Raw genomic sequence first — 19,360 nt, forward strand, 5'->3', positions numbered from 1 at the left:
CCATTGGCAGTGTGCCGGTGCGTGATTAAGTTGTATGTCGACAGCTCGGCGTCACCCCTGCCGTCGTAGCGCACGACCGATTTGTGCAAGCCACCGCAAGAAGTGCTCGCTATTCAAGAGCCGTTTCTCGTGCGCGCTGTCCAAGGCCCACCAGAATCGCATTGGGGTCCGGAAGGTGCATCCGTATCGCAAACCGATCGAGATGACACGCTTTAGCAGGGAGCTATTGCCTTTGAGATAGACGAAGAGGGCGATGCCGGCCCAATCCTCTGCCACCCGACGCCGAAATGACTCCCGATCTAGGCGAAGCCGATCCTTCTCCCGCTCGAATGCTTCGGTCGCCGCACAAAGTGCATAGCCCGTTTGCTGCATCCATCCGTATCTATCGGACAACCCCGCTACCGACATCTCGTACTCCATCGAAAGTGAAGCAACGTGCACGAACGGACCGTGCCGGGCTGTGCTCACCTGCAGGGCGTAGTCATTTCCGGCCCGGTAGAATGGTGGAATGCGAACACTCTCCGTTGCAACATCACGGCGGATAGCGAGGTTCATCCCAATTGCAAGAGGTGAGGATTGTCCCAACAAACGACTCAAGGGATCAAGCAGGACACTCGTTTTTCCGTCCAGCGGACCGCCTGTGATTGCGGAGACGTGTGGGCGAGGCCGTGGTTTCGCCCACGTCACTCCGAAGGCGGCGACGCATTCGGGGTGATCAATCAACGCCTGCCTCAACTCGTTCACCCTGTTTGGCAACGAAATATCGCCGGAATCGTTGAAAACCACGATGTCCGCACTAGCATGGGTCACGCCTGTGTACCGTGCCGCCGCCGCGCCGGCATTGGGCTGCTTGACCACGCGCACAGGTGGGCCAAAAGCCTCTGCAACATCAACTGACCGATCACTCGAGCCATCGTCAACGACGATGACCTCGTTCGGTGGATAGGACTGATTCAGCAAGGCATCAATCGTTTCAGCCAACACGGCTTCGCCGTTGTAGCACGGAATAATTACTGCAACAGTTGGATTCGACATTGCTATGTACCGGAGTGTGCCGTGTAGAGAATAATGTTCGCGTGGCTCCCAATGAATGCGTACGCCACTGCAATGGGCTCTCGACAGCGCTGAATTACAGTCATTTTCTCAGTAGATTCAGGCGACGCGCTAATTCTTTCGTGACTAAATCAACCTCCTTGAGTAAAGGGTGTTTCATCAACTTGATCCCAATCAGCCATCCAGCAATGGCGAGAAGGGCAGAGGCGACGAGCACGTACGCGCGACTAACAGTTGTGAGATCAGTGTTGCTGGTGAGTAGCATCACAATTGTTGGACCGATCAATGCAAAGCCGACTAGAGCAAAAGAAGTGGATAGGTCTCTAATCAGTTGCGTGAAGTTCAGGTTAAATGCCTTCGTCAAAGCATTTTGATAGAGGATTGCGCTACAGCATGCAACTATGGCCTGTCCTAGGACAACCTCTTCCAGGGTTAACCAGATCGAAGATAGAAATACCGCAGCGCGAGTCACTTCGATAGCTATCTGGCGGGATAAAAGGAGATTGATGTTGCCTGATGCGACAAGTGATGATGGGGCCATTGAATATGGGGTGCCAACTACTGCGTATATGCAGATCAGTACCGCAAGTGGGACGGCCTTTTCCCATTGCGGGCCAAAAAGGAAGAGGATCAAGGGCTCTGCCAGCAATGCAGCCACGGCCATCATTGGCGCCGTTACCGCGACCAGATAAACCATCACGGTGCTGTAAAGTTTGGCTGGATCCTTGCCGTCACGAAGGTCTTTCGCAAAGGATGGAAAGTGTATGCCACGGACGAGGGTTAATACCTGGCCGAGCAGCATTTTGCGCAGGCCGTTAGCCCGGCTGTAGAACGCCACGTCGGAGAAGCCAAGTGTCCTGCCTAGAATCAGATCCGGCATTGCCGTGCTCAATTCAGACAGCAAGGAACTCAAGCTCGAAAGTGATCCAAAGCGGATGACGGCACCCAACCCTTTGAAAGTCGGCAGCATGAAGACCTGGCCTGAGCGCATCACGTTGAGCAGGATGACGTTGCTTACATGCCCTGCGATCGCTCCCCAAGCCATGCTCAGGTAGCTTTCGCCCGCCCATGCGGTACCGATTGTTACGGCAGTCGAGATCACCGAATTGCAAATACGGACTTTGGCGAGCTTGCCGAATTCCAGCTCGCGCTGCATCAGCGCTAGCAGCGGCGTTCCGAAGGGCATTATCAGGAAGTTGAAGGAAAGCAGCGCCAGTACGGCAGCTATGCCCTGATGGGCATAGAAATCGGCCAGTGCGTTGCGACTTAGGTACAGGACGATGGCTATCGTCCATGAGAAGTACAGCGTAACCGAAAAGGCGGCGCGAAGTTCCTGCCTGCCGAGCGTTTTGGCCTGTACCAGATATTGGCCAACGCCAAATTCCCTGAAAACATGCGAAAAACCAAGGACCGATACGGCGACGGAAAACACGCCGATTTCGGCTGGTGTCAGCAGTCGCGAAACCACGACAACACTGGTGAAGCTGAGTAAGAACGAAACCAGGTTTGAAACTGCGCTGATTCCCAGCGCGCGTCGAACTTTCATTGTGTGACCGGTTTTGTCGAGTGGTTTTACTAATAAAAGGTACGTTAGTAGCGGTCAATGCCATTGACAATGAGTCGCCTGCTTGCCCGCAGTGGCTCTGGGTATGAGATGCAGGATGTCCGGCATCCCGCGTTCTCGTGAGTAGTCAGGTATTTCTGATTGAAGCGAGTCAAACAAGTACTTCGGTGACGGTCGGATGACCAAGAAACGCCTGTGGACTCGCACTTGCCCCGTAGGCTCCCGACTGATAGATGACCGCCAGATCGCCGGGTGCTGCATCCGTCAACGTCATCCGGTCGGCCAGCAGATCCAGCGGCGTGCATAGCGGTCCGACCACGGAGCAGGGTTCTGCTGCCCGGGCGTCGTCCATGCGATTGCCGATCGCCACTGGATAGTTCTTGCGGATGACCTGGCCGAAGTTGCCGCTGGCCGACAGGTGGTGGTGCAAGCCGCCGTCGGTGACGAGGTAGGTGTGGCCGCGCGACACCTTTTTGTCGATCACGCGGCATACATAGAGGCCGGCCTCGCCCACGAGGTAGCGGCCGAGTTCGATGACGATCTCGGCCTGTGGAAGTTTGTCGGCGGCCTCGGCGACGATGGCGGCGAGGTTGGCGCCGATCGGGGCCAGCTCCAGGCGTTGTTCGCCCGGGAAGTAGGGAATGCCGAAGCCGCCGCCGAGGTTCAGGAACTTCACCACCGAGGGCGCGTGTTCGGCCAGACGCAGGGCGAGGGCGAAGCTCTTCTGCTGCGCCTCGACGATGGCTTCGGCCTTCAGGTTCTGCGACCCGGCAAAGAGGTGGAAGCCTTCGAAGGCGAGGCCGGCGCGACCGATCGCGGTCAGCAGTTCGGGTACTTGCTCGGCATCCACGCCGAACTGCTTGGGGCCGCCGCCCATCTTCATGCCCGATGACTTCAGTTCGAAGTCGGGATTCACCCTGACCGCCACCCGGGCGGGGAGGCCGAGCGCCTGCGACGCCGCGGCGAGCGGGGCGAGCTCGCGAAACGATTCGACGTTGACCAGAATGCCTGCGGCGACCGCCTGCATCAGCTCGGCCTCCTGCTTGGCGGGGCCGGCAAAGCTGACCTCATGCGGGTCGGCGCCGGCGTCGAGTGCGACCTTGAGCTCGCCAGCCGAGGCCACGTCGATGCCGTCCACCAGTGTCGCCATGTGCGCCACCAGGGCCGGCATCGGGTTGGCCTTCATCGCGTAGTGCAGCTTGACCTGGCGGGGCAGGGCCGCCCGCAACTCGGCCACGCGCTGCGCCAGCAACTGGCGGTCGTAGGCATAGAACGGGGTGCGCCCCACGCGTGCGGCAAGGCGGGTGAGCGGGATGCCGCCGATGATGAGCTCGCCACAATCAACGGCAAACTGGGTCATGGGGGCGTGATTGGGGGGCGTGTTGGTGCGTGAGGTGGTCATCGCTGCACGTTATGGAATGGTTGGAAAGCGCAGGCTAAGCGACTGCATGGCCACTTCGAGGATTGCCGACGATAGGGCGATGACCGATTCGATCTCGTGGATCGTCGGATCAGGAATGTCTGTAGGGTAGCGAAACTCGGTTGCGTACGGCGTCAACTCATCGCAGGCATCGCGCAAGTTCTCGAACGATGCGTCCAGCGAGGCGCACCGGTCCACCAGCAAGCGAAGGTCATGAGTCTTGGGTATCGCCGTCCCGCTGGAAGCGATAATGCCCTTTAGTGCTTTCTCGGCCGCCTGCTGACAGTGGTAGGACGCGATTGCTGTAAAGGGGGTGTCGCCCGTCATCAGCTTGCTTGCTGCGCGCAAGTCATCCTTCGCACGGGCGAGCCAAGCGTCAGCCTCGTGCTTGAGCGGGTCAGGCATCGAGGGGCCGTCCTTCGGTCAGGGCTCGATATAGCAGGGATGAGCGAACCGGATTGAGCTGTGCGATCTCGGCACGTGTCCGCACGATGACGTCGCAGGCCAGGGGCAGGCCGCGGAGGGCACGATGCACGCGCACCGCACGCTTGTGGGCCGCCTCGGCCGAATCGGGAACGATAATTAGAAGATCCACGTCACTCTCTTCGGTGGGCGTACCCCAAGCGTGAGAGCCAAAGAGGATGATCTGATCCGGGTTCAGTTGGGTGGAGATGCGTTTGGAGATCTCGTCCAGTACTTCCCTTGCCAACATGGTTTCTGCTCCGAATGTTTAGCGCGTGTTTCATCCTAGCACTGGTCGGCTGAAGCCGACTCTACAGCTGCTTAGGGCGTGGGTGTGGTCTTGACTCGGCCGCTACGGCGGAACCACTTGCCGGCGATCTAGCGGTGTGCTGCTGCTCCAAAAATGACGGCGTTTCGCTCGCGTTTGCCACGGCTAGGCGTCCATGAAAAGGTTGGCTCGCGACTGCGGTGCGGCATGGCCGGTGCGAACATAGGCGCACAGGTCTCGCGCGACGTCGTCAATATTGAAGCCGGACACCCGGATTTTCGCCGGGATGTCGCTGCCGCGGATGATGGAGCGTACATAGCCCTCGATGAACACGTTCTGCAGTACCTGCGTGTCTCCCAATTCGTAGAACGCAGCCATGCCCAGCACGTATTCGGCCTTCCTGAAATCCACGAACGAGATTGGGAGTAGTCCCGCTTGCAACAGCGGCAGGTTTGCGGCGAGGCGCGACGTGCGTTTGTTTCCGTTGGAAAACACCTGCAAATACGGGATGCGGGTCATCAGGTAGAAGGCTGCCTGCAAGGGGGGAAGCCCCTTTGCAGTCTCCACGATCTGCGCAAAGGCTTGGGCAATGTAGCCGGTTGCCGGCCGAAACGGCGGGCTATAGGCGGAGCGGCCCAGGCGCACGTCCTGATACTCGCGTGCTACACCCCGCTGCGGCGGCGGGAGGAAGTGGTCTGATGCCTCGACCTCGATCATGCCATGGTCGTCGGTCAGGAATGCCTGGATCTTGCATAGATTCTCGGTCGTCAGTTCGCGGTGCGACCACAGAAACTGGATGGCATTCTTGTGGTTCAGGATCAGCACGGCGTCTTCCACCGGCTTGTCCGGGTTGCGCTCACCGTACTCGACAAGAGCCTGAGTATCGATATTCGAGTAGGTGCTTCCTTCCAGGACCGATGATGCCCACGAAAAGTCGATCAGGAAGTCCGCGAGGAATTTTCTGTCCAGGGTTCGTGCCCGCGCTTGCAGGCGGGCAAGGCGGTCGGCCAGGTCGGGATCCAGCGCCGGGTCCGCTTGCAACAACGGCTCCTGGAAGCCAACCGTGGGTCGTGCCTGCCAGTCGGTTTCGAAGTAGCGCCGCACATCGTCAATGCCATACGCCGCAGCGGCCACATAGCGGACAGCGCGCCCCCGCCCCAGCACTTTGACGGCGCCCTCAAGTGCAAGCGCCTTCAGTCGTCGTCCGAGGGTGGATCGACTCAATTCCGGAAACTCGGCTTCCAGCGCCTCGGGTGTCAGGCCCGCAGGCCCCGCCTTGCGCAGCGCAACTGAAACAGCTTCGGGAGAGGGCTTGGTTGAGGGAAGCATGGTGACGAGATTAATCTTCTTTCAATGTATTGTTATATAAGAATAATCGTTGAATTGCGTCAATTTTGTGTCAGCTCGATGATAGCTCGTCATGAGGGGTGGCATGTACCTGGGTCCGGCGGTTCTGCAGGCCGGGTTACCGGCGGTCGGCTGAAGCCGACCCTACAAGTCGCCCGCCAGAGTCTTGCGGTCGATCTTGCCGTTGGGGTTGCGCGGCAACGGGCCGTCACGCACCTCGATACGCGCGGGCACCATGTAGGCGGGCATGCGGGTACGGCACTCGGCTTGCAAGGCGTTGACGTCGAGGATGCCACCGGGCGGCGCGGTGACGATGACCACGATCGCCTGCCCCAGGGTGTCGTGGGGCACGCCGAAAGCGGCGCATTCGCCGACCAGCTGGGTGGCGTAGAGGATCTCCTCGACCTCGGTCGGGCTGACCCGGTAGCCGGACGTCTTCATCATCTCGTCGCGGCGGCCGATGAAGTACAGAAAGCCTTCTTCGTCACGGCGCACGTTGTCGCCCGAGAACACCGCCAGCTCGGGGATGACCAGGCCGGCCTCGCGTCCGCCGACACCGGCCGGCAGGGGCTTGTAGCGCTCGGCGGTCTTCTCGGGGTCGTTCCAGTAGCCCATGCCGACCAGGGCGCCGCGCTGCACCAGTTCGCCGGGTTCGTTGGCGGCGCATTCGCTGCCGTCTTCACGCAGCACGAGGACTTCGGCATTGGGGATCGCCTTGCCGATGGAGTCCGGGCGGCGGTCCACCTCCTCGGGCGGTAGATAGGTGGCGCGAAAGGCCTCGGTGAGACCGTACATCAGGAAGGGTTTGGTGGCAGGCAGCATGGTGCGTAGCCTGCCGAGCGTTTCCAGCGGCATGCGTCCGCCGGTGTTGGCGATATAGCGCAGGTGTTCGGTGATGGTCGCGGACCACTGCAGTTGCGACAGCTGGATCCACAATGGCGGCACCGCGGTGAGGCCGGTGATGCGTTCCTTTTCCAGCGCCTTGAGAACGTCGCGCGGCATCAGGTAGTTCAGCAGCACCACGCGGGCGCCGGCATGGAAGGCGGTGGTGAGCTGCGAAAACCCGGCGTCGAAGGACAGCGGCAGGGCGGCGAGCAGGCTGTCGCCGGGGCGGTTTTCGAGGTACTGCGCCACGCTCTTGGCGCCCGCCACCATGTTGCGGTGCGACAGCACCACACCCTTGGGGCGGCCGGTGCTGCCCGAGGTGTACAGGATGGCCGCCATGTCGGTGTCGATGACGCGGTGGCCCGCCGCGGCTGGCGCGGCCAGCAGGTCGCGCCACCGGTGAACGGAGGCGCCGGACAACGCGGGGAGTGTTTCCGGGTCGCCGGTGAGCACCACGTGGCGCAGGTCGTGGCAGCTGCCCAGGGTGTCCTGCAATGCGGCGAAGCGCTCCGGGCTGGTGATCAGCACGCGCACATTGCAATCCTGCAGGATGTAAGCGACCTGCTCGGCCTTCAGAATCGGGTTCACCGGAACGAACACGCCGCCTGCCGCAGTCGCGCCGAAGAACGCGGTGACGGTTTCGATGCGTTTGTCCAGGTAGATGCCGACACGTTCCGAGCGGTCGAGGCCGAGTTGGCGCAGGCCGCCAGCGCAGGCCGTGATCGCCTGCGCGAGCTCGGCGTAGTTGCGGGTGTCGGCGGCAAAGCTGAGTGCGGCGGCGTGGGGCGCGCGCTCGGCCGCAGCGTGGATCAGGTGATGCAGGAGGTGGGTTGCATTCATTCTGTGCAAGGACTCGGTGTCGGCATTCGAAATGAGTGGCCGGAGTCTAACCGATGGCGCGTGACGCTTGTGCGGCACGGTGCTCGGCGCGTCTTGGTCAGGTTTTGCCGGTGACCAGTCGGCTTGCCTTGCGCGTGGCGCGCAGGGGCAGGTCGGCGAGAAATCGGACCAGCGCCACCAGGAAGGGCCGGGGATCGCTCAGGTCGAAATACACCCCGCGCAGCCGGTGTCCGAACAACTGTGCCGGCGCATTGCGCAGCAACCAGGCAATGGCGCCGGGATCACGTTCGCCGTTCAGCCACAAATGGGTACTGCGTTGCGCGGATGGCGGCAGGGCAGTGCCGGTGGTGGCGCGGTACTCGATCAAGGCCAGATTGACGCCGTTTGCCACGCACAGCTCGGCCCAGAAGTCGGTGCGGCCCACGGTGGGTTCGATCACCCAGTGCCGTCCGTCCGGATCCTGCTTGAGTTCGAGCGATACCGGTCCGGAAAGACTCAGCCCGTCGAAGAACCGCAATGCCAGCGCATGGACTTCGTCGTTGGGTTCCGGCACGGCAATGGTGGTGTGCCCCATGGGGCGCGAACGCAGCTTGCGGCCCTCGAAACGCGCAAGCACGCGTCCGGCGTCGAGATACAGCGCCGCAAAGCGGATTTGGGTGTCGTCGCCGGCGATGAACTCCTGCACGACCACCGGCATGCTCCGTTCCATGCGCGCGCGCGCGGCGACGAACGACTCTACCGTATCGGCGACCTGGGTCTTGAATGCGGATACCGGCCGGGTCGGCTTGGCGATCACCGGGAACTTGAGCATCGCCAACTGCTGCCGCGCTTCGTCGAAGTCGGTGAGCTGCAGGGATTTCGGATAGTTCAGGCCGACTTCCAGGCAGCGGGCCTCGATGCGATCCTTGCCCAGCAGCGGCACGAGCTTCGCCGCGGCGTGGGCCCAGCTCAGGTGGAAGTGTCGGGCAACGGCTTCGGCATGGCGCCCGATGACCTCGACCATACGATCATTGGTCAGCAGGAGTACCGGTTTTGCCGGATTCAGTGACGGAATCCGGAGTCCCAGCAGTGCTTCAATGAGCCCTTCGCCGTTTATGTCGGGCACAATGCGCACCTCGGCGCAGCGGGTTCGTACGCCGGGCATGGCAGGGTTGGCCTCCAGGGCCAGGACACGAATGCCCGCGCGGTGAAGGGTGCGAGCGATGCCCAGGCCGTGGGCACACAAGCCCACGACAACGGCGTAAGGTTGTTCGGTCGTGCTCGACATGCTGGATCCGAAGGTGCGTTCGTCGTATTTTGTCACGAGAGCGCAGAACGCACTTGCTTATAATTCATGCACAAGCGCTGGCGAAAGCAGACCGCCGGCCCAGGGAGTAGATGTTGAACATTCATGCAGAGATTCTGGCCATACTCGACGATATCCTCAGCCTGCAAGGGCGTGCGGCCGGCATGACGGCCGATACCCCGTTGCTGGGGGCCGTGCCCGAACTCGATTCGATGGCGGTGGTCGGATTGATCGGCGCCATCGAAGAGCGCTTCGAGATCATCTTCGATGACGACGAGATCGACGGGCAGACCTTTGCCACCGTCGGTTCGCTGGTCGAAGCCGTCCGCCTGAAAGTCGCCTGAGTTGCCGGTGTCGGCGCAGATTGAGGCTTTCCATCTGCACACGCCGGGCGGATTTCGCTTCTGCGTGGCGCGTACGCCCCCGCCCGATCGGTTGTGCCGGGGCACGATCGTTCACGTACACGCCTTTGCCGAAGAGATGAACAAGTCGCGCCATATGGTCGCGCTGCAGGCGGATGTGTGGGCACAGGATGGCTGGACCGTACTGCAGATCGATCTCGGGGGCTGCGGTGACAGCGAAGGCGACTTTGCCGACGCAAGCTGGGACGGTTGGCTGGAAGATGTTCGCCTGGCGTACGCATGGGCCGCGGCCCGGAACGACGGTCCGGTCTGGCTGTGGGGCTTGAGACTCGGCGCGCTGTTGGCAGCCGACGCGACGACCCGGTTCGGGCTGGACTGCGGGCTGTTGCTGTGGCAGCCGGTAGCCAGCGGCAACCAGCATCTGCAGCAGTTCCTGCGCATGTGGAAAATGGCCCAGGTGGTCGGCAAGGCGGCGGCGGACGACGAACTGCCCCCGCAGCAGCGTCTGGCGGCGGGTGAAACCGTCGAGATCGCCGGTTACGCGATTTCGCCGAACCTGGCGCGCGGGCTGGAGGCCTCTGCGCTCGCCGCCGTGGCGCCGGTGCACGGCGTGCATTGGTTCCAGTTGAGTCCGGCCGAGGCCGCGGCGCCGTCTCCCGCGTTCGCGCGTCTCGAGGGGCAGTGGGCGGCCGCCGGCGTGGATGCCCGTTACCACGCCGTGGTCGGGCCTTCGTTCTGGCAGGCGCAGGAGATCGAGGTCGCGCAGGCGCTGCTCGAGCGTTCGCGGCAGGTGCTGGCCGCGGACGAGGCGGTGCATCCGTGATGGCAACCGAGACCCCGCTGGTTTTTTCATGCGCTGCCGAGCCGATGGTCGGCATTGTGCACCTGCCCGAACGACCGGCGCGGCTTGGCGTGATTTTGATCGTCGGCGGGCCGCAGTACCGCGTCGGCAGCCACCGCCAGTTCGTGTCGCTGGCGCGGGCGCTGGCGACGGGGGGCTTCGCCTGCCTGCGTTTCGACTACCGCGGCATGGGCGACAGCGCCGCGCCCCAGCGATCCTTCGACGCCATCCACGACGACGTCGGCGCGGCGATCGACACGCTGCTGCAGGCCTGCCCCGGAGTGGACGGGGTGGTGCTGTGGGGGCTGTGCGACGGCGCCTCCGCAGCGCTGATGTATGCGCCGCAGGACCCGCGGGTGGCCGGCATCATCGCGCTCAATCCCTGGGTGCGCACCGAGGTCTCGCTGGCGGCGGCCCGCCTGAACCACTACTACAGGGGGCAGGTCCTGTCCGCGCGCTTCTGGAAGCGACTGTTCAGCGGCGAGGTTCAGCTCGCGCGCTCGGTTTCGGGGTTTGCGTCGGCGGTGCACAAGCGCCTGCGCGGGGCGGCCAGCACGCCAGTCTCGGTAGGCACCCCGGTGTCGTTCATCGACCGCATGGGGATCGGGTGGCGGCGGATGCGCGGCAAGGTGCTGGTCGTATTGAGCGGCAACGACCTGACCGCGCGCGAGTTCGCCGATTTCTGTCGGGCACGGCCCGAGTGGCAGGCGGCAGTGGCGCCCGGGCCGAACTTCGTCGAGATCACCGACGCCGATCATACGTTCTCCACGCGCGACTGGAAGCACCGTGTGGAGCAGGCGACGCTCGACTGGCTGCGTTCCCGTCTTGTGGTAGCCGATTCGCCTGCGCGCGGTGTCGTGTCGGCGGATGTGCAGGCAATGCAATTTCAGAGGTCAGCATGAGCACCAGCGGTCTTGTCAGCGTCGTTATCCCGGCCTACAACGTCGGCCCGCAAATCGCCGAGGCGATCGACAGCGTGCTGGCGCAGGACTACCCGCAGATCGAACTGATCGTCGTCGATGACGGCTCCAGGGACGATACCGCCGACGTGGTCGCCACCCGTTACCCGCATGCGACCCTGATCCGCAAGGCCAACGGCGGCGCGGCGACGGCGCGCAACGCCGGGATTCGCGAGGCGCACGGCGAGTTCATCGCCTTTCTCGACGCCGATGACATCTGGCTGCCGGGCAAGCTCAGCGCTCAGGTCGCGTATTTTCGCGCCCATCCCGAGGTCGGCATGAACTGTACCGGCTTCGCGCAGTGGGTTTCCGACGAGAACGGCGTGTTCCCCGATCCGCTGACGGTGATCCCCGAGCAGGGCGATCTCGCCGTCGATGCGATCGACACCGAGTTGTCCGGCTGGATCTACCACAAGCTGTTGCTGCGCAATTTCGTGTGGACCACGGTGGTGATGATGCGCCGTTCGCTGATCGACAAGGTCGGCCTCTACGACGAGAGCTACCGTCTCGGGCAGGACTACGAATACTTCCTGCGCGCCTCGCGCGAAACCGAAGTCCACCGCCTGTCGCGCGCCTATGCGCTGTACCGGCAGCATCTGGGCAGCGCCACCGCGCGCGGAATCGACTACAACTACGCCGCGCGGATCGTTCGCAAGGCGCGGGATGTCTGGGGCCTGGCAAGTCCGAATGGGGAGCGGATTTCGGAGAAGGAATTCCAGGACCGCATCCACAAGATCCATTTCATGTGCGGATACCGCTTCTACCAGCGCGGCAACGCGGCAACGGCTTTCAGCGAGTTCAAGCTGGCGGTGAAGGAGAAGCCGCTGCATCTGAAGTCGTGGGCGTATGCGGCGGTGGCCGGTGCACGTGCCATTTTTGAGTAGTGCACTCTTGCTGATCCGGGCTCGTCGAGCACCGACATGTGGCGGGGAGGGCCGGTCGCATATGGGGGCGTTTTGGGGGTACTCGGTGAGCGTGTGCAGGGACCTGTTTTTTGTTGCGATCCTCGGATTCAGTCTCGCATTCGGGCCTGGCGTACGGGCCGGTGAAGGCGGTGATCTCGGCGAGTCGGCCTTGGGCAGAATCGCTGCGACACTCGAGCCTGGCGACTTCGTGGAGGTCGACACAATCCTGCCGTCGGGCATGACGAACCTGTCCGATCTGTTCCGTGTCCGCGACGACGACGGTCGCACGCTTGCTATCGATGGATGGACCGATTCGGCACATTGGGACCCGCAACGGAAGCGCACCTTCTTCATCGGCATGCGCAAGTACAAACGCTTCATCTCCTACGGGGTGCCGACGAATTCGTGGCAGGAGCTGGGCTGGGCGGGCGAGCCGCCGCCAAAGCTGGAGAAGTTCGGGCATGTCTATGGTCGTACCGCCCTGGACTGGAAGCGGGGTCATTACTACTGGCTGTCGCCCGGTCGGATCCTGAACCGTTACCGGATCGACGACGCGCGTTGGGAGGCGATCCCCGGCATCGCGCTGGGCGGCCCGATCTCGATGGAGTGGCACGAGAAGCTCGACATGCTGATTGCGATCAATCGGGGGCACCAAATGGTGAGTTTTCGCAATGGCGAACTGAAGCCCCTGGGCGAGTCGGCGGTTGACGGCTATCACTCGGTCGGGCGTTACAACCGAAAACGTGGGGATATGCTGTTCGCCGGCGGCAATGAATCGCCTCGAAAGCTGGAACTGATCGATGCCGCGGGTAAAGTCCGCAGATTCAAGGATGCGCCGATCGACATTTCCATCAAGAACACCTCGCTGACCTACGACCCGCAGTCCGGAAACTACCTGTTTGTGCTCCGGACGCAGCGCCAGATCCACGAGTTCGACCCGGACCGAGACCAATGGCGACTGGTCCGGGAATGGAGCAGTGCGGATTGGCCATTCGGGAAGTACGGGTTCTACACACCAGTGGTGATCGACGAACTGGGTGTCCTGTTCTGGCAGTCGGAAACGGGTAACCGGGTCTATCGGCATCGCAGTGCCTTCGTCCGGGGCGAGCGTTAGTCAGCGCCGGCCTTTTTCCGTTTGATATCTGGATCATCGTTTCTATGTTCGGAGTCGTGATTCCCTACTTTCAGCGTCGGAGCGGCGTACTCGTCAATACGCTGCAGTCCGTCGCGCAGCAGGATGTCGGCGTGCCGGTCAGCGTGGTGATCGTGGATGACGCTTCGCCAGTGTCCGCGGAGCAGGAGCTTGCCCAGGTCCAATTCCCGTCGAACTTCAGCGTTCGGGTGATCAGGCAGGACAATGCCGGACCGGGTGCGGCGCGAAACAGGGGAATCGACGCGCTCGCGGATGCCGACTATATTGCTTTCCTCGACTCCGACGATTGGTGGGAACCCTATCATCTGAGCTCCGCACTGAACGCGTTCGAACATGGCTTCGACTATTACACCGCTGAAACGGAAGAGGCCGGATCGGGCTTCAGATATCTCGCCAGTTTCTTCAAGGACGGCCTTCCGCTTCGGCAGCTGGATTTTGCGCCCTGGGCGTACGAGTTGGCTGACCCGCTCATCGATTTCACCGTCGCCGGGCCGATTTCCACGTCCAGTACATTTGTTGTCAGAAATGACCTGATTGGCGACACGCGGTTTGATCCTGCCCTTCGTACCGCGGGCGAGGATGGCTTGTTCCGAACCATGCTCGCCGCGAAGTCGCCTCGCACGCTGGTTTCCACCAGGGTTGACGTGATTCTCGGCAAAGGTGTGAATATCTTCACGGAGGGCGGATGGGGTGAACGATCCGCGACGATGCGCTCGATCTTCTTCCTCAAATCCAGATTGCTCATGCGCCCCTTGGTCGATCGCTTTCCGATTGCGAAGGAGAAACTGGAGAGATCGATCGTTAACGCCAGGGTTGAAGTTTGGCGCAGCGGGCTTGCCAATGTCAGACGTGGTGATTTTCCGCTATACGCCTTTATGGATGTTTGTGTGACAGACCCGCTGTTGCTACTGAGTGTGCCTCAAGCACTGAGAACCGTGCTGCGTGGCGCGCGTGGCTAGATTTTCCGGACGCTGGTTTCACGGGCTTGCGAGCACGGAACTCGACCGGCTAGTCGTGGGTAGCAGGCAGATCCAATATGAGCGCGGGCATCGCCGCGCCTTCTCGTACGACACTCGGCGGCAGTGCGTGGGCGGTACCACCCGGAAGGCTGGACGAGATGTGCACGCAGGTGCTGCCGTTTCGGTCTGGCGTATCACGTCCCGTGTCACCCTCTCGGATCACGGTGTGGCCTGAGGGGTTCAAACAGACAAGCTGCACGCTTGCGCTGATTGCGATATGTCGAGAAACGGCAATGCCGTCGATATGTGGAGCGATCCCCAGCGTCAGTTCACCGATGCTTGGTGCTTCAGTACTCCGTACCAATGCCGCGCGACGACCAAGACGGCCGCCGAGGAGTCTCCAGTCGATGGTGGCGAGCAATTGCTGCAGGAAGCCACGTGGCGCAGGGCGGAAGAGCGCCCGTGCCCGGCCCGCCAGCCGGAACGTCGGAGCACCGTCGATCAGCTCGACCATGACCGAGTCGAACTGATCGAGCGCCACGATCTCCGCGCCTGACTTGAATATCGGCGTCCAGCCTGCAAGCGCTGGGGTTTCGATGAGTCTCGCTTGTGTCACCCGGATGGCCGGTGCGACGAGTGGCGGGCCATCGGCGATGCGCAGGTGGGCGATCGAGCCGCCGGCGTAGCGGAAGTCGGCTTCGGTGCGGCTGTAGGACTGGGGCGGTTGCCCGCTGGTCGAGATCAGTGCGTTGAGACCGTTTGGCGCGCGCAGGTAGGCGAGCCCCGCTGCTTCGTCGTGGAAAAAACCGGTACGTGCAGCGTTCCAGCGGGTGTCGCGGAGCGATTCGGGGATGGGGCGGGTCGCACGCAGATGCAGTGCAATCCCCGTGACGGCCGCCGCCCACGCGTTGTACACCGAAAGGTGCATGTAGCTGTCCCAACTCGCCGTGCCCGATTCGTGGCCCGCCGGATTGAGCCACAGGAAGCCGTCGGTGCGGCGCTGTGCCGCCAGGCGCTGGCACAGGGCGCGTACCGGCTCGTCGCCGTTGCCGTGTTCGACCCCCATCAGCACCAGCGCTGCGATCAGGCACCCGTCGCCGAACAAGGCGTGCGTACTGCGCCCGAATCCGCCTGCGTAACCGGCCGGGTCCCAGCAATGGACGAGCCAGTCGAGCAGCCGGCGGGCATGGCGGGCCAGTTCGGCGTCGTCGTGAAGCCAGCATGCGAGCGCGGCCAGGAACAGGGCCTTGTGATGATAGGCGAGGGGCGTCGAGAAGCCGGTGCGGGGATGGGCGGGAAAGTCGATGAAGGCACCCTTCTCGGTGGTCCAGCGGGTAAACAGGGCGGACAGGCGCCGCGCTTCGGATTTCCGCTGCGCGGGTGGCGCTTCGATCAGGCGGCAGGTCTGGGCAAGCAGGGTCCAGTTGTTGGAGGGGTAGTTCCGGCGCAGCGCGCAGCGGCTCAGCCCTTTGTCGATCAGGGTGCGATCGTGCTCCTGGCCGTCCGCGCCGGCGCGCACGACCTGCAGGAGCAGCAGCATAAGACGATTGAACGGGAGGTGCCCGATCTGGTGCTCGTCGATCGCGAGCCAGGCCAGCAGCGCCTGCCGCCCCTGGGCCCTGGCCTGCGGTGCGCCTGCGGCGAGCGCGAGCGCGGCCGCGGTGTTGCCGTAGTGATCGGGCGGGGTGGGCTGTTGGTCCTCGGTGTCGAACAGGCCGTTGTCGGCACGGATATGGTCGCGCAGGGCAGTGTTGAGCCCGTCGAGCAGGGTCTGAAGTTCCGCCGTCATCGCCCGAGCTAGCCGCCTGCGCTGTGTGGCTGGATGAGTGTGCGCAACAGGCGCAGGGCGAAGCGGGTGGGCGTCTTGTCCCACGGGGTGAAGCGCGGCAACTGGTAGATGTCGCTGTGGCGATCGGCTGCAGCGGGGCGGGTCGATACCGCGGCATCGAAACCGCATTCGGGCACCATGGCCACGTGTTCGTCGCCGTAGTCCTTCGCTGGCCTGCCATTGGGATAGGCAAAGACCCGGATCGGTGTGCCCAATAGCGCTTCGAGTGCGTCCTTGCCCAGGCGGATGTCCGCGCGCGCATCGTCCGGTTGCTGTCGGGCCAGGATCGGGTGGGCGTGGGTGTGGCCCCCGATCTCCATGCCCGCCGCGTGGAGGGCCTTCAGTTGCGCGCTGCTCATCATCAGGTTGGTGGGCAGCCGGATGGCGAAATCCGCAGCGAGTCTTTCCGCCGCCGGAAGCCGCTGCTCGGGAGCCTGATACTTGAAGTGGCCAAGCAGTTTGCCGACCAGCGCCTGTCGATCCGCGGCGGTGGTGAGGGTGACGTGGCCGAGCCCCGCGGACGACAGGTCGCAGGGGCCGGCGGGCAGGCCCTTGGCGACCTCGATCAGGGTGTCGTTGAACATCCGTCCGCCATCCAGATAGGCGGTGGCGATGAAGAAGGTGGCGGGAACGCCCGCCGCGTGGAGGATGGGCAGCGCGAGCGTGTAGTTGTCGGCGTAGCCGTCGTCGAAGGTCACGCATGCGGCGCGCGCCGGCAGCGTGCCCGCACTCAGGCGCTGTGCGGCCTCGCGCAACGGGAGAACGTTGAAATGCCGTGCCAGCAGTTCCATCTGCCAGCGAAAGGTAGCGGCGTCCGGATCGCCGGAGCGGAGCGGGTCGGGTTCGGGCAGGACACGGTGGTAGATCAGGATGGACAGTTTGCCCCGGCGTCCCGCGGGAGACGCCAGCGAAAGTGCGGTCCGCAGGCCGCGAATGGTGGGGACGTGGGAGGTCATGCACGCTCCTGCATTCGGGTGCCGGCCGCAGGCTCGATGCCGGCCAGATCGACACGGCAGATGATGTGGCGGAACTTGCCGTTGGCCTCGGGCGGGATCTCCGTTACCTGACGAATGTCGACCTGCACCGCATTGCCGAGCAGCGCGCGGACATGCGCACTCAGCCGATCCGAGATGAGGGTGGACAAGGGTGCATCGAGGGCCAGCAGGATGCTGACGAGCTGTTGCGATTCCTGGATGACGCGATAGGCCCTGAGGCCGTCGATCTCGCGAAGGGCGTGGTTGACCGCGCTGCCGTGGATCCAGCTGCCGTCGATGGCGACCAGGCCGTCGTTGGCGCGCCCGCTGATGGACTCGATCAGCGGGAGGCCCCGGCCGCAGGCGCACGGGGTGGCGGACAGGGTGCCGCGGTCGCCGGTGCGATAGCGGATGAAGGGGAACTCGGGGCCGGCAAGGTTGGTGACGACGATATCGCCTTCGGTGCCCGCCGGGACCGGAGTGCCCGACTCGTCGACGATCTCGACCAGGACTTCCTCCGCGGTGATGTGGAGCCCCCCGTGCGGGCATTCGCGGGCGATGAAGCCGGCGTCGCGTGCGCCGTATTCGTTGGCGACCCCGCAGCCGAACACCTCGGTGATCACCTGCCGCCATTCCGGGCGCAGTACTTCAGAGGTGCAGAAGGCGACCCGGACGCCGACGTCGTCCATCGCGAGGCCGCGCTCGCGCGCACGGAAGGCGATCCGCGCCAGGGCCGACGGGTAGCCGAACAGCATGCGTGGCCGGAATGCACGCATTTCGGTCAGGATTCGGTCGATGCGTTCCGGGTTGAGATCGCGGGCCGGTACCAGGCGGGAGCACAGCAGGCGGTCGCGGATATCGCGCAGGCGATCCTGGGCGGCGGTTTCGAGCGCCGAGCCCCAGAGGACCATCTCGCGGTCGCCGATGTCGACATCCCACCAGCGGGTGGCGCGCCACTTGGCGGCGATGTCGAAGCTGATCCGATGGCGGCCGAGCAGAAAACTCAGTGGTTCTCCCGACGAGCCGCTGGTGCTGTGGCGCGCAAGCGGGCCTGCCCCCGCGGCACGCCATCGGTCCTGGTTGTCCCGGATGAGCGCCTTGTCGACCAGCGGCAGGGCTGCCAGGGCTGCTGGGGTGCAGAAGTCCCTGGTCTCGAGTCCGTTGATGCGGAAGAGTTCCTGGTAGAAAGGCACCGTTGCCGACACCATGGCAAGCAGGTCGCGCAGTCGTGCCATCTGCAGGTCCGCGAGCTGTTCCGGCGAAAGCCACTGGCTACGCTCGATGCTGCGAAGGATCGCCGTCGTGTCGTGGCCTTTGAGGCGCTCGTGCAGCGGGAACAGGAATTTGCTGGCGAGGCGCGTGTAGGGGCTCATGAGGGGCGGGGAAAGCGATTCATATGGCCTGACGATGGCCTGCGCCGGTTCACAGGACGGTCGTTGATTTCGGGCTATTGTATGATGGTCTCCGGTCCGTGCGGGCGTGGATAAGTACCCGGCATGGAGAGTGTGTCTTACGAGATGAGCCTTGCGACGATGAATATTGTTCGATCTCTGGGTAGCTGTCTGCTCCCCCTGCTACTGATGGCTTCGCCGCTGGCGGCGCTTGCCCAAGGCGCCGCTTGTGGCAATCCGTTCGATGCCAGTACCGGCCCCTGGGATTACCGAACCACATCGCAGGCCCAAAGGCGTGTCGTCGAGAATCGCCACTTTACTGCCGATGTGCGGATGATGAGGCGGGGTAACTCGACCAAGAATCTGGCCGGTGACATCGCGTATACGCTCAGGGTGCTGCCGAACCACCATCAGGCGCTGATGACGATGGGTGACTGGTCGCTGAAAACCCGGAGCAACCCGCCGCCGGACGGGCAATACACCGTCGAGTGCTGGTTTGACCGGGCAGCCCGGTTCGCTCCCGATGATGCGATGGTGAAAGTGGTGTTCGGCACCTATCTGGTCAAGCGCGGCAAATCCCAGGACGCGATCGAACAGTTCGAGGCGGCGTTGGCGCAGGCGGGCGACAACGCGAATGTGTATTACAACCTGGGTCTGGCCTATGTCGAGCTCAAGCAGTACGACAAGGCGCTGGAGAACGCTCACGCGGCGTACCGGCTCGGGTTTCCGCTGCCCGGGCTGAAGAATCTGCTGACCAGGGCGGGCGCATGGCGGGAGCCGGCACCCGCTGCCGCCGAGGCATCGAATGTTGTCGACTGAGGTCCTGTTTCGACGTGGGAGGGGCCGTCGTGATACGAGGCCCGG

General features: G+C 63.3%; 18 protein-coding genes. 7 read left to right on the top strand and 11 right to left on the bottom strand.

Features of this window, described 5'->3' with window-relative positions:
* Positions 1-51: 51 nt before the first annotated feature.
* The 8 genes from AC3A35_RS17940 to AC3A35_RS17975 all read right to left on the bottom strand — a co-directional run bounded on the left by AC3A35_RS17940 (position 52) and on the right by AC3A35_RS17975 (position 9,106).
* Positions 52-1,035: a glycosyltransferase family 2 protein gene (locus tag AC3A35_RS17940; protein WP_487437559.1), complete on the bottom strand. Its 984-nt coding sequence runs from the start codon at positions 1,033-1,035 to the stop codon at positions 52-54.
* 100 nt (positions 1,036-1,135) lie between these two features.
* Positions 1,136-2,599 (bottom strand): oligosaccharide flippase family protein, encoded by a 1,464-nt coding sequence (locus tag AC3A35_RS17945; protein ID WP_487437560.1) that lies wholly within the window; start codon positions 2,597-2,599, stop codon positions 1,136-1,138.
* Between the two features lie 169 nt (positions 2,600-2,768).
* Complete coding sequence (locus AC3A35_RS17950; protein ID WP_487437561.1) at positions 2,769-4,019, bottom strand: pyridoxal-dependent decarboxylase, exosortase A system-associated; 1,251 nt, start codon at positions 4,017-4,019, stop codon at positions 2,769-2,771.
* 9 nt (positions 4,020-4,028) lie between these two features.
* Positions 4,029-4,442 carry a HEPN domain-containing protein gene (locus AC3A35_RS17955; RefSeq protein ID WP_487437562.1) on the bottom strand — a complete coding sequence of 138 codons (414 nt, stop codon included), beginning with the start codon at positions 4,440-4,442 and terminating at the stop codon, positions 4,029-4,031.
* Positions 4,435-4,749 carry a nucleotidyltransferase domain-containing protein gene (locus tag AC3A35_RS17960; RefSeq protein ID WP_487437563.1) on the bottom strand — a complete coding sequence of 105 codons (315 nt, stop codon included), beginning with the start codon at positions 4,747-4,749 and terminating at the stop codon, positions 4,435-4,437. Before AC3A35_RS17960 ends, AC3A35_RS17955 begins: the two co-directional genes overlap by 8 nt.
* A 183-nt stretch (positions 4,750-4,932) precedes the next feature.
* On the bottom strand, positions 4,933-6,096 hold the full coding sequence (locus AC3A35_RS17965; RefSeq protein WP_487437564.1) for a Fic family protein: 1,164 nt from the start codon (positions 6,094-6,096) through the stop codon (positions 4,933-4,935).
* 162 nt (positions 6,097-6,258) lie between these two features.
* Entirely contained in the window at positions 6,259-7,839 is a 1,581-nt protein-coding gene (locus AC3A35_RS17970) for an acyl-CoA ligase (AMP-forming), exosortase A system-associated (RefSeq protein WP_487437565.1), read from the bottom strand.
* A gap of 97 nt (positions 7,840-7,936) precedes the next feature.
* Positions 7,937-9,106, bottom strand: coding sequence for a carboxylate--amine ligase (locus AC3A35_RS17975; protein ID WP_487437566.1), 1,170 nt, complete (start codon positions 9,104-9,106; stop codon positions 7,937-7,939).
* 110 nt (positions 9,107-9,216) lie between these two features.
* Between AC3A35_RS17975 and AC3A35_RS17980 the strand changes: the two genes are divergently transcribed.
* From AC3A35_RS17980 to AC3A35_RS18005, 6 genes are all read left to right on the top strand, one after another.
* Positions 9,217-9,468 carry an acyl carrier protein gene (locus tag AC3A35_RS17980; RefSeq protein ID WP_487437567.1) on the top strand — a complete coding sequence of 84 codons (252 nt, stop codon included), beginning with the start codon at positions 9,217-9,219 and terminating at the stop codon, positions 9,466-9,468.
* 7 nt (positions 9,469-9,475) lie between these two features.
* Entirely contained in the window at positions 9,476-10,309 is an 834-nt protein-coding gene (locus tag AC3A35_RS17985; protein WP_487437568.1) for a hydrolase 2, exosortase A system-associated, read from the top strand.
* Positions 10,309-11,229, top strand: coding sequence for a hydrolase 1, exosortase A system-associated (locus AC3A35_RS17990; protein WP_487437569.1), 921 nt, complete (start codon positions 10,309-10,311; stop codon positions 11,227-11,229). The genes AC3A35_RS17985 and AC3A35_RS17990 overlap by 1 nt, the downstream gene beginning before the upstream one ends.
* Positions 11,226-12,170, top strand: coding sequence for a glycosyltransferase family 2 protein (locus tag AC3A35_RS17995; protein WP_487437570.1), 945 nt, complete (start codon positions 11,226-11,228; stop codon positions 12,168-12,170). The genes AC3A35_RS17990 and AC3A35_RS17995 overlap by 4 nt, the downstream gene beginning before the upstream one ends.
* Positions 12,171-12,429: 259 nt before the next feature.
* Positions 12,430-13,305: a hypothetical protein gene (locus tag AC3A35_RS18000; protein WP_487437571.1), complete on the top strand. Its 876-nt coding sequence runs from the start codon at positions 12,430-12,432 to the stop codon at positions 13,303-13,305.
* A 56-nt stretch (positions 13,306-13,361) separates the two neighbouring features.
* Positions 13,362-14,303, top strand: a complete 942-nt coding sequence (locus tag AC3A35_RS18005) for a glycosyltransferase (protein WP_487437572.1) — start codon at positions 13,362-13,364, stop codon at positions 14,301-14,303.
* A gap of 49 nt (positions 14,304-14,352) precedes the next feature.
* On the opposite strand, the gene AC3A35_RS18010 is transcribed toward AC3A35_RS18005, so the two are convergent.
* From AC3A35_RS18010 to AC3A35_RS18020, 3 genes are read right to left on the bottom strand one after another with little or no spacing between them, the layout of a single operon-like run.
* Positions 14,353-16,092, bottom strand: coding sequence for a hypothetical protein (locus AC3A35_RS18010; RefSeq protein WP_487437573.1), 1,740 nt, complete (start codon positions 16,090-16,092; stop codon positions 14,353-14,355).
* 8 nt (positions 16,093-16,100) lie between these two features.
* Entirely contained in the window at positions 16,101-17,087 is a 987-nt protein-coding gene (locus tag AC3A35_RS18015; protein ID WP_487437574.1) for a polysaccharide deacetylase family protein, read from the bottom strand.
* Positions 17,084-18,478, bottom strand: coding sequence for a phenylacetate--CoA ligase family protein (locus tag AC3A35_RS18020; protein WP_487437575.1), 1,395 nt, complete (start codon positions 18,476-18,478; stop codon positions 17,084-17,086). Before AC3A35_RS18020 ends, AC3A35_RS18015 begins: the two co-directional genes overlap by 4 nt.
* Positions 18,479-18,601: 123 nt before the next feature.
* Here AC3A35_RS18020 and AC3A35_RS18025 point away from each other — a divergent pair, with 123 nt between their 5' ends.
* Positions 18,602-19,315: a tetratricopeptide repeat protein gene (locus tag AC3A35_RS18025; RefSeq protein ID WP_487437576.1), complete on the top strand. Its 714-nt coding sequence runs from the start codon at positions 18,602-18,604 to the stop codon at positions 19,313-19,315.
* Positions 19,316-19,360: the final 45 nt, after the last annotated feature.

The organism is Azoarcus sp. Soil_N_20 (assembly GCF_057656155.1).